This window comes from Pauljensenia sp. UMB3104 (assembly GCF_030217285.1).
Taxonomy (GTDB): Bacteria; Actinomycetota; Actinomycetes; order Actinomycetales; family Actinomycetaceae; genus Pauljensenia.
In genome coordinates this window covers 146,317-160,799 of record NZ_JASONN010000001.1, presented here as the reverse complement: position 1 = coordinate 160,799, position 14,483 = coordinate 146,317, and the positions used below count along the sequence as shown (strand labels likewise).

Below are 14,483 nucleotides of genomic sequence, written 5' to 3'. Positions count from 1 at the left end.
CCTGCGGGATGCCTCACCCGCCGTCGGCCATTTTTCGCTAGCCTAGGTGAGGAATGATCGTTTCTGCCTGAAAGGGGAGCGTCGTGAGCGTTCTCGATGACATTATCGCCGGGGTCCGGCAGGACCTGAAGGAGCGTGAAGACCGCGTCCCTTTGGCTCGGATCAAGGAGATGGAGACTCAGGTTCCGGAGGCGAAGGATGCGCTTGGTGCTCTGCGGGGCCGAGACGGCGCCGTCAAGATCATCTCCGAGGTGAAGCGCTCGTCGCCGTCGAAGGGCGCGCTGGCGGCGATCCCGGATCCGGCCGCGCTCGCCTCAACGTACGAGGCTGGGGGAGCCTCGGTCATTTCGGTGCTCACTGAGCAGCGTCGCTTTCACGGTTCGCTCGCCGATCTTGATGCGGTACGCGCAGCCGTTGACATTCCGATCCTTCGCAAGGACTTCATCGTGACGCCCTATCAGATTCACGAGGCGCGTGCTCACGGCGCTGATCTCGTGCTCCTGATCGTTGCGGCGCTTGAACAGAACGTGCTCGTGTCCCTGCTGGAGCGTACCCGCTCGCTGGGTATGGAAGCCCTGGTGGAGACGCACTCGCGCCTTGAAGCCCTCCGTGCGATGGAGGCAGGTGCCTCGATTATCGGTGTGAACGCGCGCAATCTGAAGACGCTGGAAGTTGACCGCTCGACCGTTGAGCAGGTCATCGACGTGATTCCCCAGGATGTTGTCGCTGTCGCCGAGTCTGGCGTCGCCAGCGCCCACGACGTCTTTGAATACGCCAAGTGGGGTGCGGATGCGGTGCTCGTTGGCGAGGCCCTCGTGACCTCGGGCGATCCCATGGCGAGCATTCAGGACATGGTGAGTGCCGGACAGCATCCCGCTCTGCGGACGGATCGTAAGGCTCGCGTCGCTGCGGCGCGTCAGGAAGGACAGTGATGGCATCCGATAACTTTGTGGAGGGACCGTACTTCGGTGATTTTGGCGGCCGCTTCGTTGCCGAGTCCCTCATGGGTCCCCTCGAGGAGGTTGAGGCAGCGTGGAAGCGCCTGTGGCGTGACCGGTCGTTCCAGCGCCGCCTGCGCGATCTGTTCCTGAACTACGCGGGACGTCCCTCCTTGTTGACGGAGGCTCCCCGTTTTGCTGCCGACTTGGGTGGCGTGCGTGTCTTCCTCAAGCGCGAGGACCTGAACCATACGGGCTCGCACAAGATTAACAACGTGCTTGGGCAGGCGTTGCTCACCAAGGAGCTGGGAAAGACTCGTGTCATTGCGGAGACCGGCGCGGGACAGCACGGCGTGGCCACGGCGACGGCCGCGGCGCTTCTTGGCCTGGATTGCACGATCTACATGGGCCGCGAGGACACGGAGCGCCAGGCCCTGAACGTCGCACGCATGCAGATGCTTGGCGCCGAGGTCATCGCTGTCACTGCGGGTTCCGCGACCCTCAAGGATGCGATCAACGAGGCTTTCCGTGACTGGGTGACGAACGTCGAGACGACCAACTACATCTTCGGTACCGCCGCGGGTCCGCACCCGTTCCCTGAACTCGTGCGTGACCTCCAGCGTGTTATTGGCGATGAGGCGCGTGCTCAGCTGCTCGCCGCTGAGGGACGCCTGCCCGACGTGGTGGTCGCTTGCGTGGGTGGTGGCTCCAACGCCATTGGCTCGTTCACCGCGTTCATCGATGATCCGAGTGTCGAGCTCCTTGGCTGCGAGGCTGCGGGCGATGGTTTTGAAACGGGGCGTCATGCCGCTTCTATCACGGCCGACGAGGTGGGCGTGCTTCACGGCGCGCGTACGTTCGTCCTCCAGGAGCGCGACGGCCAGACGAAGGCCTCGCACTCGATTTCCGCCGGCCTCGACTACCCGGGTGTCGGCCCGGAGCACGCCTGGTTGGCGCGGACGGGGCGCGCCTCGTACATGCCGATTTCTGACGCCGAGGCGATGGAGGCGTTCCTGCATCTGTCCCGCACCGAGGGCATCATTCCCGCCATCGAGTCCTCCCATGCCCTTGCTGGTGTCCGCAAGTGGGCGTTGGCCAAGGTCGAAGCGGAAGGACCCTTTGAACCGGGGGAGGAGCCAATCGTCATCGTGACCGTGTCTGGGCGCGGCGACAAGGACGTGGATACCGCATCGCGGTGGTTCGGCTACGGACAAGCGAAGCTGCAGGTCATCGACCCCAGTGCCGGGCCGTCGGGCGTCGCCGTCCTGGATCAAAACGAGGAGAAGTGACATGACGCGTGCACCCCATTCAGCCGTTGCCATTGATGCTGCCCGTCAGCGTGGCGACGCGGCTCTCATCGGCTACCTTCCCGTCGGCTTCCCGTCTGTTGAGGATTCGATTCGCGCGGGCAAAGTTCTGGCGGATTGCGGCGTTGACGTCATCGAACTCGGCTTCCCCTACTCGGATCCCGGAATGGATGGCCCGACGATCCAGCGAGCGACCGTTGCTGCTCTCGAGCGTGGTACCCACCTCGAGGACCTCTTCCACGCGGTGGACGAGCTGACCTCGTACGGAATTTCGACCTGCTCGATGACCTACTGGAATCCGGTTGAGTGGTGGGGCGTTGAGCGTTTCGCGAAGGATTTTGCTGCCGTGGGCGGTTCCGGCCTCATTACCCCCGACCTGCCGCCCGAAGAGGGCGCACAGTGGGAGGCCGCGTCGGATAAGTATGACCTGGAACGCATCTACCTGAGCGCCCCCTCCTCTCCCGAGCACCGCCTCAAGCTGATCGCCGAGCATTCGCGTGGCTGGGTGTATGCAGCCTCGTCGATGGGCGTCACGGGCGCGCGTGCGGCTGTTGGCGCGCATGTCGCTGACGTTGTCGCGCGTACTCGCGCCGCTGGCGCCGAGCGCGTGTGTGTGGGCCTGGGCGTCTCCAATGGCGCGCAGGCCCGTGAGATCGGCGCATATGCGGACGGAGTCATCGTCGGTTCCGCGCTGGTGAAGACGCTCTTCGACGACTCGATCGACCGTGGTCTGAAGGCTCTCGGTGAGCTTGCCACCGAACTGAAGGCCGGCGTTAGCGGGGCCCGCGCGTGAACACCCTCGTCGCTGTCGGCATCCCATCGCCTTCGCAGGGCGTCTGGCACCTCGGCCCGATCCCGCTGCGCGCCTACGGCATCATTATTGCCGTCGGCATGATCATCGGCGTCTGGTGGACCGCTCGCCGTTACCGTGCTCGCGGAGGAAATCCTGACACGCTCTACGACGTGGCCCTCTGGGCGATTCCGCTCGGAGTTGTGGGTGCGCGGATTTATCACGTCGTCACGTCCCCGGATGCCTACTTTGGCCCGGGTGGTGATCCGATGCTCGCCTTCCAGATTTGGCGCGGTGGCCTCGGAATTTGGGGTGGCGTCGCCTTCGGTGCGCTGGGTGCATTTATTGCCGTCAAGCGTGCAGGAGTGCGCTTCGGCCCGATTGCTGATTCTTTGGCCCCGGCGCTGCTCGTTGCGCAGGCCATCGGGCGGTGGGGAAACTGGTTTAACCAAGAGCTCTTCGGCGCTCCGACAACAATGCCGTGGGGACTTCAGATCGACGTAGCCCACATGCCCGCCGGGTATCCGGCGGGAACCTTATTCCACCCGACGTTCCTCTACGAGTGCCTGTGGAACCTTGCCGCAGCCGCCATTATCGTGTGGCTCGATCGTCGTCACCGCTTCGCCGGTGGCCAGGTGTTCGGTCTGTACCTGATGGCGTACACAGCGGGACGCAGCTGGATCGAAATGCTGCGCATCGATGATGCGCACCGAGTTCTCGGTCTGCGCCTCAACGTGTGGACGTCCCTGCTCGTGTTCGTGCTCGGTGTGCTTGTGTTCGTCGTCGCTGGTCGGCTGGGACGCCCGACGACCGTCGATGCACACGACGCCGAATCCGCGGCGGATGACGAGCAAGCGGAGGACCAGGCTGCCCCCGAAGACAGTGACGCTGACGATATCGTCGGTGCTGGGGTGAGTGAAGAAAAGTCCGCTAACGAGAGCACTCTCGAGTCGTTCTGATCCCGAGCTTCGTCGTTTTTCTCCGCGCGGAGGTCCTACCACAGGCGGATTCATGGGAATGATCACGTCGACCCGGAGCGGATCCTCCTCGTTTCAACTGTGATTGGGCGGTAAACTCTTATCTATGCGTCGAGCTAAGATTGTCTGCACTATTGGACCTGCTACTGATTCTCCTGAGCAGCTCCAGGCACTGGTGGACGCCGGCATGGATGTCGCGCGTATTAACCGGTCGCATGGAAAGGCTGAGGAACACGAGGCCGTTATTGAGCGCGTGAGGAAGGCGTCTGCGACGTCCGGTCGCGCGGTCGCTGTCCTGGTTGACCTCCAGGGCCCCAAGATCCGCCTGGAAACCTTCCAGGATGGCCCCCAGGAGCTCAAGATCGGTGACACGTTCACCATCACCACCCGTGATGTTCCCGGCACGAAGGAACTGGTCGGGACGACCTTCAAGGGGCTTCCCGGCGACTGCGCTCCCGGTGACCGCTTGCTGATCGACGACGGCAACGTCGCGGTCCGCGTCGTCGAGGTGACGGATACTGACGTCGTGACCCGCGTCGAGGTTCCCGGCATGGTCTCGGACCACAAGGGCCTCAACCTTCCCGGCGTTGCCGTGTCCGTCCCCGCCCTGTCTGAAAAGGATAAGGAAGACCTGCGCTGGGGCATTGAGCAGGATGCCGACTTCATCGCGCTGTCCTTCGTGCGTTCCGCGCAGGACATCAAAGACGTCCACGAGATCATGGACGAGATGGGCAAGCGCATCCCGGTCATCGCCAAGATCGAAAAGCCGCAGGCCGTTGAGGCGCTGGAAGAGATCGTCGAGGCATTTGACGGCATCATGGTCGCCCGCGGTGACCTCGGTGTTGAGATGCCCCTGGAAGCCGTGCCGCTGGTTCAGAAGCGCGCGATTGAGCTTGCTCGTATCGCCGCCAAGCCGGTCATCGTCGCGACGCAGGTTATGGACTCGATGATCAAGAACCCGCGCCCCACGCGTGCCGAGGCCTCCGACTGCGCGAACGCCATCCTTGATGGCGCCGATGCGGTCATGCTGTCCGGTGAGACGTCGGTCGGTGCTTTCCCGATTGAGACCGTCCGTACGATGGCCGCCATCATCGAGTCGACGGAAGAAAACGGTGGTGAGCGCATCGCCTCGATCCCCGGTTTCTACGCTGATCGTGCGGGTGTTATCTGCGAAGCTGCCGCTCGTATCGCCGAGCACCTGGATGCCCGTTACCTGGTGACGTTTAGCCAGTCCGGCACGTCGGCGCGTCTGCTCTCACGCATGCGCCGTCCGATCCCGATGCTGGCGTTCACGCCGCTCGAGTCGACGCGTCGTCGCCTCGCGCTGTCCTGGGGTATTCAGACCTACCGTGTTCCCGAGGTACAACACACGGACGACATGGTGTGGCAGCTCGATCAGGTCGTGCAGTCCTCGCACCTGGCGGACATCGGTGATCAGCTCGTGATCGTTGCCGGTATGCCGCCGGGCATCGCTGGCTCCTCGAACATGCTGCGTATCCACGAAGTCGGAGATGAAGCCGACTATGCGATTGGCGGTCTGCGCCACGCGTGAGATGCGTGAGTAGTGGGGGCCCTGGCGATGAGCCAGGGCCCCCACTGTTTTTGTTTCGTCACGTGGACAAAACGGGATTCGTGGAATAAAGTACACGGATACACGTTGAGACACGTGGACGCCGCACCAACGACGGCGCGGCACACGCAGCAAAGTGCTGCTCGGCGTGCTCAGAAATGCCTGTGCGATCAAAGCATGTTTTCTGGGGCGCCCGAAGAGAAGAAGATGGAGGAAGAAAAATGAATACGAACATCCGGACCGTGTCGGTCCACGACACTCTGTTTGGTCGTGTGGCCAACAACCTGGAGGTCGGCCAGCTCTCGCGCGCCGTTGAGCCCTGGTTTGCTGACTTCCACGATTCGAGGGTCAAGCAGGCTATCGCCGATCTTGACGAGCCGGCCCGCAGGGGCGCGGCTGCCGAATACCTCGGTCTCGAACTGAGCGTCGTGGCCTGAGTCGACAGGGGCCGACAAGCATTGCTTGTCGGCCCCTTTTCCGTCTGCGGTTTTGATGTATCAATTGTGGTGCGCACGTCGCATATGCGCTGAAATGCCGGTACCATTAGGAGCACGTACTCCACTGGCGGTACCCCGAGTGGGATTCGAACCCACAACAAGCCGGGTTTGAGCCGACCGCCTCTGCCAGTTGGGCTATCGGGGCTTCGCGTGTGCGAGACCCACAATAGAGCAGCTGAGCAAACCGATCAAACTGAGGAATATGACAATGAGTGAAGAGCAGGCTGAACCGCGTCGCGTCCTCGTCGCAGAAGACGAGGGGCTGATTCGTCTCGATATCGTTGAGACGCTCACCCAGGCGGGGTTCGAGGTCGTCGGCGAGGCCGCCGACGGTGAGGAAGCTGTCGAGCTGGCACTCGAGCTCGAACCCGATCTGTGTGTGATGGATGTCAAGATGCCGAAGATGGATGGCATCACAGCAGCGGAAAAGATCTTGCAGGAACTGTCGTGCGCCGTCGTCATGCTCACCGCCTTCTCGCAGACGGAGCTTGTCGAGCGCGCGCGTGACGCCGGTGCGATGGCTTACGTCGTGAAGCCGTTTAGCCCGGCCGACCTGATTCCCGCCGTTGAGATTGCTCTGTCGCGTCACGCTGAGATCGAGTCGCTTGAGGACCAAATCGCCGATCTGTCTGATCGCTTCGAGACTCGTAAGCGCGTTGACCGCGCCAAGGGCCTGCTGATGAAGAACATGGGAATGAGCGAGCCTGAGGCCTTCCGCTGGATCCAGAAGACGTCGATGGATCGTCGTCTGTCGATGCGTGAGGTCGCTGACGCGGTCATCAACCAGGTTGACGACTGAGAGTCGCGCATGCGAATGGGGAGGGTCATGACCCTCCCCATTGCTGTTTCTTGACCCTCAGTCGTGGCTAGAGCGCACGAGGATTCGGTTAGTGACGCGTGCGACTGAGATAAGGCGGTCGGCCTCGTCCCTGATCTCCACAGTGTGGACGGTTGACGAGCGCCCCAGGTGGACGGCGGTTGCGGTCGCGGTGATGATCCCTTCCCGTCCAGCGCTGATATGCGATGCGTTGAGTTCGGTGCCGACGGCGTAGGCCTGCTTGCCGGGGTTTGTCTCGCGCGCATGAATCTGGGCCGCGAAGGATGCAGCCGTCTCGGCAAGTGCTGCGGAAGCACCTCCGTGCAGAATGCCAGCGCTCTGGCGGTTTCCGTCGATCGGCATCGAGATGACGGTGCGCACAGCACTGTGCTCGACAACCTCCATGCCGGTGGCTTCCATGAGGGTTCCGGGCCAGTGTGCACCGACCCAGCCACCGCGGGCGAGGGGATCGGGTGAGGAAGACTGCGTGTGTTTCGTCTGGTGATCATGTGTCATGGCATCTAGGGTGGCATGTGTGAGTGACACTGTGCTGATTATTGATGGCCATTCCATGGCGTTTCGCGCCTTCTATGCGCTCCCGCCGGATAACTTTGTGACGGCCACTGGCCAGCACACGAACGCTGTTTATGGCTTCGTTTCAATGCTGACGCGCCTGTTGGAGACCGAGCGGCCGACGCATATCGCGGTCGCTTTCGATGTGTCGAGGCACTCATTCCGTACTGAGGAGTACCCGGAGTACAAGGGCACGCGTGACGCGACGCCCGAAGAATTTAAGGGGCAGGTGGAGCTCATCCGCGAGGTGCTTGATGCGATGGGTATCGTGTCTCTGTCCCGTGAGGGTTTTGAGGCCGACGATATCCTTGCGACTCTCGCGTATCGCGCAGGTCACGAGGGATCGACTGTTCTGGTGGTGTCCGGTGATCGTGACTCGTTCCAGACGGTGACCGACAACGTGACTGTGCTCTATCCCGGTACGGGGCCTGGTGATCTGCGCCGTATGACTCCGCAGGCAGTCGAAGACAAGTACGGCGTACCGCCGCATCGTTACCCCGAGATCGCTGCAATCGTGGGGGAGACGTCGGATAACCTGCCTGGTGTGCCAGGTGTGGGACCGAAGACCGCCGCGCAGTGGATCAACAAGTTTGACGGTCTCGATAACCTGCTGGCGCGTGCCGATGAGATCGGTGGAAAGCGCGGCGCTGCACTGCGTGAACACATGGACGACGTGGCGCGCAATCGTCGTCTCAATCGTCTGCTCACCGACATGGACCTTGAGGTGTCGCTGAGCGATCTCGCGCGTCGTCCAACGGATATTGCCGCCGTCGACCGTCTCTTCGACTCTCTCGAGTTTGGGCGTCTGCGCCAGAAGGTGCGCGAGGTCGCCGGTGTCGGCATGGGGGAGGGGCGCGTCGACGAGGCGCCCGAGGCTGTGGCCGAGGTGGAGATCTCGGTGTCCCTCGCGGATGCTTCCTGCGACATCGCCCAGTGGGCTCGCGCCCACTCGACGCTCGCTGTGCTCGTTGAAGGCGACATGCGGCCGACTCGTGGCGACGTCACCCGTCTTGTCCTCGCCTCTGACAACGAGGCGCTCGTGATCGACCCCGTCGAACTGAGTCCCAAGCAGGAGGAAGCGCTCGGTGACGTTCTTGCCACGGCCTCGTCCCTGATCGTGCATGACGCGAAGGGCACACGTCATGCGCTCGCTTCGCGCGGCTGGACTCTCGGCGGCGTCGCGTTCGACACCATGCTGGCTGCCTATCTCGCGCATCCCGATCAGCGCTCCCACAAGCTCGAAGATGTTCTGTCGCGTGTCCTCGGCGTCGTGATCGAGGAAGAGAAAGGTGACTCTGAGGCTCTCTTCGATCTCGGCGACATGGGAGCTGGCCCGAGCGCAGCCCAGGTGCGCGCTGGGAAGTTGGCCGCCCACCTGCACCCGCTTGCCTCCACTCTCAGCTCGCGTCTGGAGGAAAGCTCCGAAGCCTCTCTTCTCACCGACATGGAGATGCCCCTGTCGATCTTGCTCGGTCAGATGGAAGACATCGGCATTGCCGCAGACACGTCCGTGCTCGATGGGCTCTCCGACGAGCTCGGCAAGGCCGTCGATGCCGCGCGCGAGGGAGCGTGGGCCGCGGCGGGACGCGAGGTCAACCTATCGAGCCCCAAGCAGCTCCAGGAGCTTCTCTTCGATCACTTCGGTCTGCCCAAGACGAAGAAGACGAAGACCGGGTACACGACGAACGCCGAGGCCCTGGCTGACCTGCACGCGAAGACCGCGGACGAGGGGGGAGCGGGGCACGACTTCCTCGGGTTCCTGCTCACCCACCGCGACCGCATCAAGCTCAAGCAGATGGTCGACTCCCTGTCCGCCACCGTCGCCTCCGACGGACGCATCCACACGACCTTCTCCCAGGTCGCCGCGGCCACGGGTCGCCTGGCGTCCTCCGACCCGAACTTGCAGAACATCCCCGCGCGCAGCGCCGACGGTATGCGTATCCGTGGCGCCTTCGTTGCAGGTGAAGGCTTTGAGTCACTGATGAGCGCGGACTACTCGCAGATCGAAATGCGCCTGATGGCGCACCTGTCCGGAGATGAGGCGCTCATTGAGGCGTTCAACTCCGGTGAGGACCTGCATCGGACCATGGCGTCAATGGTGTTCGGCACTCCAGTCGCCGAGGTGACAGGTGAGGAACGCTCGCGTATCAAGGCCACCTCATACGGACTGGCCTATGGTCTATCCTCCTACGGCCTCGCCGCCCAGCTCGGTATTCCCGTGCCCGAGGCCGCCGCCCTGCGTGATCGCTACTTCGAACGCTTTGGGAAAGTCCGCGACTACCTCGAAGGACTCGTTGCGCAGGCGCGAGCTGACGGATACACCCAGACCATGTTTGGCCGGCGCCGCTACCTACCCGACCTGCGCTCCTCGAACCGCCAGCGTCGTGAGATGGCTGAGCGTGCCGCCCTGAATGCACCCATTCAAGGCAGCGCGGCAGACATCGTGAAGATCGCGATGATGAACGTTGCGACCGCATTGGCCGAGGCGGGACTCGCGTCGCGGCTCCTCGTCCAGATTCACGACGAATTGCTCCTCGAAGTCGCTCCTGGTGAGGCAGCCCACGTCGAGAGCATCGTCCGAGACAAGATGGCCACCCCCGTCGAGCTTTCCGTGCCGCTCGATGTCGCCATTGGGATCGGCGCGTCTTGGCAGCTCGCGGCGCACTGACGGTCAAGACGACGCGACGCACGCCACGGAAAGTGTCGCCAAATTCGTCACATTTGCCCGTCAAAGGCTGCTAAACTAAACCCCAGTGTCTGGGGACAGGTGCATCCGCATCGGTCTTCAGGCGCTGGAACTGTCCATCTACTATCCAGTCCGTTTCGGAGAAACTACTACATGACCACCAACACGCCGCAGGTCGCTATCAACGACATTGGTTCGGAAGCAGACCTGATCGCAGCCATCGACGAGACCATCAAGTACTTCAACGATGGTGACATCGTCGAGGGCACTGTCGTCAAGGTCGACCACGACGAGGTCCTCCTCGACATCGGCTACAAGACCGAGGGTGTCATCCTCTCTCGCGAGCTGTCCATCAAGCACGACGTCAACCCCGACGACGTTGTCGCCGTGGGCGACCAGATCGAGGCGCTCGTCCTCCAGAAGGAAGACAAGGAAGGCCGCCTCCTCCTGTCGAAGAAGCGTGCGCAGTACGAGCGCGCGTGGGGCCAGATCGAGAAGATCAAGGAAGAGGACGGCGTCGTTACCGGCACCGTCATCGAGGTCGTCAAGGGCGGCCTGATCCTCGACATCGGCCTGCGCGGCTTCCTGCCCGCCTCCCTCGTCGAGATGCGTCGCGTCCGCGACCTCGCCCCCTACATCGGTCGCGAGATCGAAGCGAAGATCATCGAGCTCGACAAGAACCGCAACAACGTGGTCCTGTCCCGCCGCGCATGGCTCGAGCAGACCCAGTCCGAGGTCCGCACGAACTTCCTGCACACCCTCCAGAAGGGCCAGGTGCGCACCGGCGTCGTCTCCTCCATCGTCAACTTCGGCGCATTCGTCGATCTCGGTGGTGTCGACGGCCTGGTTCACGTCTCCGAGCTGTCCTGGAAGCACATCGACCACCCGTCCGAGGTCGTCGAGGTTGGCCAGGAAGTCACCGTCGAGGTTCTCGACGTCGACATGGATCGCGAGCGCGTCTCCCTGTCGCTCAAGGCCACCCAGGAAGATCCGTGGCAGGCATTCGCCCGCACCCACGCCATCGGCCAGGTTGTGCCCGGCAAGGTCACCAAGCTGGTCCCCTTCGGCGCGTTCGTGCGCGTCGAGGACGGCATCGAGGGCCTCGTCCACATCTCCGAGCTGGCTCAGCGTCACGTCGAGCTGCCCGACCAGGTCGTCAAGGTCGGCGAAGAGGTCTTCGTCAAGGTCATCGACATCGACCTCGAGCGTCGCCGCATCTCCCTGTCCCTCAAGCAGGCCAACGAGGGCGTGGACCCGAACTCTGAAGAGTTCGATCCCTCGCTCTACGGTATGGCCGCCGAGTACGACGAGAACGGCAACTACAAGTACCCCGAGGGCTTCGATCCGGAGACCCAGGAGTGGATGGAAGGCTTCGACGCTCAGCGCGAGGCTTGGGAAGCCCAGTACGCCGAGGCTCAGGCCCGCTGGGAGGCCCACAAGGCTCAGGTCCGCAAGGCCCTCGAAGAGGACGCCGAAGCGGCTCCCTCCATCGAGGAGCAGGCCTCCTACTCGACCCCGGTCGACAACGAGGGCACCCTTGCTTCCGACGAGGCCCTGGCCGCGCTGCGTGAGAAGCTGACGAACAACTGAACCAGTCTTTGTGACTGACCTTCAACTCGTCAGTTCACGTTTGTGAACACATAGGTGGTGGCCCCCGGGTTTTCCTGGGGGCCACCACTTTTTGTCTAATTTTGGCCGCCGCCAGATCTCCGACCGCCGCGAGGCCTGCCCGCCCGCTCGCCGTCCGCGCCGCGAGCTTCGCTCGGCGCGTCGTCTCGAAGCCCGGCCGGGCCCCGCAGTCCTCGCGGCGGCCTCCAATCGGGCGGCGCTAGGCATGCTCTGGCCAGGCCCCGCCGCGGCCCACGTGCGCCGCAGCCAGGCCCCCTCGGTCTTGTGATGACGGGTTACTCAACAATGTCGCACGTAATTCCCTTGCGTGTCTTTCACACGTTGAAGTTGCATCGTTGGAATTGCAACGTTTTGAGAGGGGCTTGAAAACTGACCGTTGGAAATTATGTGCGACTTTTGTTCTGGCTGACGTCGTGGCCTCGTCGCACAGACAACGAGACCCCGCTCAACAATGATGCTGTGTGGGGTCTGGCGCTGACAGTGATCAGGTCGCCGAGCGCTTCATCACTGCCAGGTCCACGCACGCGCCGATCATTGCCGCGACGACGGTGGGGAGGATCCAACCGAGCTGATTTGCTTGAAGCGGGCTCACCATGAGCACGGAGTTGAAAGCGTCTGTCGCTACGCCGACATGTGCCAGCGTCGTTGCCGCAGACCAAGCCGCTGCCATCCATGCGCTCAGACGGAACGTCCACAGTGCCGACGTTGCGAGGCGCATGGGGTGAGTGATGATCGTGACGAACACGACCGTGATCGCGACGGGGTAGAGGAACGTGATGATGGGGACCGCGATTGCGAGTACAGAGCTGAGGCCTGCAGAGGACAGTGCGAAGGAAATAATCGTAAAGACGATCATCCATGCGCGGTAGGAGACCTGCGGGAGGAGGCGGTGGAAGAACTCCGATGTCGCGGCGATCAAGCCGACAGCCGTCGTCATGCAGGCCGTCAGAACGATCAGGCCGAAGACAATCTGCCCGGGCCACCCCATCGTCATCTGGGCAGCATCGGCGAGCAGGGTTGCACCGTCGCTGTAGCTTTGAGCATTCGGGATCACGTGGCCGATGAGGCCCAGCCCCACGTAGACGACGCCGAGCAGCGAACCTGCGATAATCGCCGCCGTCGATGTACGACGAACGACCTTCGCGCCGATGCCTCCACCCGTATGTCCCAGCGACGTGACGACGATGATGCCGAAGGCCAGAGCGGCGATCGAGTCCATCGTCATGTAGCCTTCCAGGAGACCCGCGGCAAGGGGAGACGCCGTGTACTCCCCGGTCGGCGCATCGTGCGAGGCTGGCAGGGAAGCCAGGCAGAGGAACACCAGGAGCACAAGGAGCCCGAGCAGAATCGGTGTGAGCACTTTGCCGAGCGCATCGATGATGTGGCCGGGATTCCAGCACAGATAGAAGGCGATGGCGAAGAAAATAAAACTGAAGATGATTGACGCGGTGAGAGACTTCGTCCCAATAATGGGCGCGACAGCCGTTGAGAAAGACACGGCACCCGTACGGGGCAGCGCGTAGAAAGCGCCGATCGACAGATACACCATGACGGAGAAGACGAGTCCGAAGGGCTTTCCCGCACGACTGACAAGATCGCGGATATCCGTCCCGGACAGGGCAATCGTAATGATCGAGATGACGGGCAGAGCGACTCCGCCGATGAGGAAGCCGATCATCGCGGGGGTTAAGTTGGTGCCGGCCGACGCGCCCATGATCGGCGGGAAGATCAGGTTGCCTGCACCGAAGAACATGGAGAAGAGCGTCAGGGAGGTCGCGATGAGGACCGCGATGCCTGAACGCTCAGTGGAATCGTCGTTGACTGTCTGCGTCACTGCTACTCACTTGATGATGTGGGTTCTCTAACAGCTCCAATTCTTGCATGGGGGCATATAAGCGCAACCGCAGGAGCGATAGGCTGGGCGAGTGAACACTGCTCTTCGCTCCGGGTCTTGTACGGCCGCGCTCATCCGTCCGCCCGCCGCGCCTCGCAGTCAAGGACCACGCCGCATCATCGCGGTCAGTGGTGGCATCGGCTCTGGCAAGTCAACGGTGACGCGCGTCTTCGCGTCCAAGGGAGCTGTCATCGCCGACGCCGATGCCATTGCGCGACAGATACTCGAGCCGGGAGAACCAGCGCTTGCCGAGGTCGCACGGGCTTTTGGGGATGACCTCATCGGGGACGACGGCAGCTTGGACCGGGCGCTCCTGGCAGCTCGGGTATTTGGAGGCGAAGGGGCCGACGAACGGGTCGCCCGGCTGAATGCCATCACGCACCCCGTTATCGAGGCCCGAGCGTGGTCAATCCTGCGTGGAGCCCCTGAGGGCACCCTCGCGGTCTACGACATTCCGCTCCTCATCGAAGGAGACCAGGCGGATCGCTTCGACGCGGTTGTCATTGTGGATGCGCCCATCGAGGCGCGCATCAAGCGACTGGAGGGCAGGGGAGTGGCCCCCGAGGATGCGCGTGCACGTATCCGCGCCCAGGCCTCGTCGCAGGAGCGCCGTGCCATCGCGTCCATCTGGATCGACAACGAGGGCAGCGCCGACGACCTCGAGAAGGTTGCAGGCCTCGTCTACGAGTACTGGCTGACCCCGGACGTTCCCGTCACTGATTGACGAGGCCGGGGCGCTCCACGCTCCTCGCGAACCCATGTGCTTTGTGCGCGCAGCTCCAGTGCCTGGACGGTAGCGTAGGAG

The 14,483-nt window shown here is 62.9% G+C and carries 13 protein-coding genes and 1 tRNA gene; 11 read left to right on the top strand and 3 right to left on the bottom strand.

All coding sequences use genetic code 11. The features are described from left to right. The first annotated feature begins 83 nt into the window (after window positions 1-83). From trpC to QP415_RS00710, 6 genes are all read left to right on the top strand, one after another. Window positions 84-932 (top strand): indole-3-glycerol phosphate synthase TrpC, encoded by an 849-nt coding sequence (trpC, locus tag QP415_RS00735; protein WP_285097945.1) that lies wholly within the window; start codon window positions 84-86, stop codon window positions 930-932. Next, the gene (gene trpB / locus QP415_RS00730; RefSeq protein WP_016461726.1) at window positions 932-2,227 is read left to right on the top strand and encodes a tryptophan synthase subunit beta; all 1,296 of its coding nucleotides are present in this window, start codon (window positions 932-934) and stop codon (window positions 2,225-2,227) included. Before trpC ends, trpB begins: the two co-directional genes overlap by 1 nt. Window position 2,228: 1 nt before the next feature. After that, window positions 2,229-3,038: a tryptophan synthase subunit alpha gene (gene trpA, locus QP415_RS00725; protein WP_016461725.1), complete on the top strand. Its 810-nt coding sequence runs from the start codon at window positions 2,229-2,231 to the stop codon at window positions 3,036-3,038. Then, a complete protein-coding gene (lgt, locus tag QP415_RS00720; RefSeq protein ID WP_016461724.1) occupies window positions 3,035-3,994 on the top strand; it encodes a prolipoprotein diacylglyceryl transferase in 960 nt (319 codons plus the stop codon). The genes trpA and lgt overlap by 4 nt, the downstream gene beginning before the upstream one ends. Before the next feature lie 124 nt (window positions 3,995-4,118). After that, complete coding sequence (pyk, locus tag QP415_RS00715) at window positions 4,119-5,564, top strand: pyruvate kinase (RefSeq protein WP_082157768.1); 1,446 nt, start codon at window positions 4,119-4,121, stop codon at window positions 5,562-5,564. Between the two features lie 239 nt (window positions 5,565-5,803). Beyond that, entirely contained in the window at window positions 5,804-6,019 is a 216-nt protein-coding gene (locus QP415_RS00710) for a hypothetical protein (protein WP_016461722.1), read from the top strand. Window positions 6,020-6,150: 131 nt separating this feature from the next. On the opposite strand, the gene QP415_RS00705 is transcribed toward QP415_RS00710, so the two are convergent. After that, window positions 6,151-6,224: transfer RNA gene (locus QP415_RS00705), tRNA-Leu, on the bottom strand. Window positions 6,225-6,287: 63 nt separating this feature from the next. On the opposite strand from QP415_RS00705, the gene QP415_RS00700 reads away from it, so the two are divergent. Continuing rightward, window positions 6,288-6,878: an ANTAR domain-containing response regulator gene (locus tag QP415_RS00700; protein ID WP_007588074.1), complete on the top strand. Its 591-nt coding sequence runs from the start codon at window positions 6,288-6,290 to the stop codon at window positions 6,876-6,878. Between the two features lie 57 nt (window positions 6,879-6,935). Here QP415_RS00700 and QP415_RS00695 read toward each other — a convergent pair whose 3' ends face one another. Beyond that, a complete protein-coding gene (locus QP415_RS00695) occupies window positions 6,936-7,412 on the bottom strand; it encodes a hotdog fold thioesterase (protein WP_016461721.1) in 477 nt (158 codons plus the stop codon). Here QP415_RS00695 and polA point away from each other — a divergent pair. From polA to QP415_RS00680, 3 genes are all read left to right on the top strand, one after another. Then, the gene (gene polA / locus QP415_RS00690) at window positions 7,411-10,137 is read left to right on the top strand and encodes a DNA polymerase I (RefSeq protein ID WP_285097927.1); all 2,727 of its coding nucleotides are present in this window, start codon (window positions 7,411-7,413) and stop codon (window positions 10,135-10,137) included. The genes QP415_RS00695 and polA overlap by 2 nt on opposite strands. Before the next feature lie 171 nt (window positions 10,138-10,308). Continuing rightward, on the top strand, window positions 10,309-11,745 hold the full coding sequence (gene rpsA / locus QP415_RS00685; protein ID WP_016461719.1) for a 30S ribosomal protein S1: 1,437 nt from the start codon (window positions 10,309-10,311) through the stop codon (window positions 11,743-11,745). Between the two features lie 91 nt (window positions 11,746-11,836). After that, window positions 11,837-12,052, top strand: a complete 216-nt coding sequence (locus tag QP415_RS00680) for a hypothetical protein (protein WP_148332994.1) — start codon at window positions 11,837-11,839, stop codon at window positions 12,050-12,052. A gap of 216 nt (window positions 12,053-12,268) precedes the next feature. On the opposite strand, the gene brnQ is transcribed toward QP415_RS00680, so the two are convergent. Further along, window positions 12,269-13,618 carry a branched-chain amino acid transport system II carrier protein gene (gene brnQ, locus QP415_RS00675; RefSeq protein ID WP_285097919.1) on the bottom strand — a complete coding sequence of 450 codons (1,350 nt, stop codon included), beginning with the start codon at window positions 13,616-13,618 and terminating at the stop codon, window positions 12,269-12,271. Window positions 13,619-13,709: 91 nt separating this feature from the next. Here brnQ and coaE point away from each other — a divergent pair, with 91 nt between their 5' ends. Beyond that, entirely contained in the window at window positions 13,710-14,402 is a 693-nt protein-coding gene (coaE, locus tag QP415_RS00670; protein ID WP_016461717.1) for a dephospho-CoA kinase, read from the top strand. Window positions 14,403-14,483 lie beyond the last annotated feature (81 nt).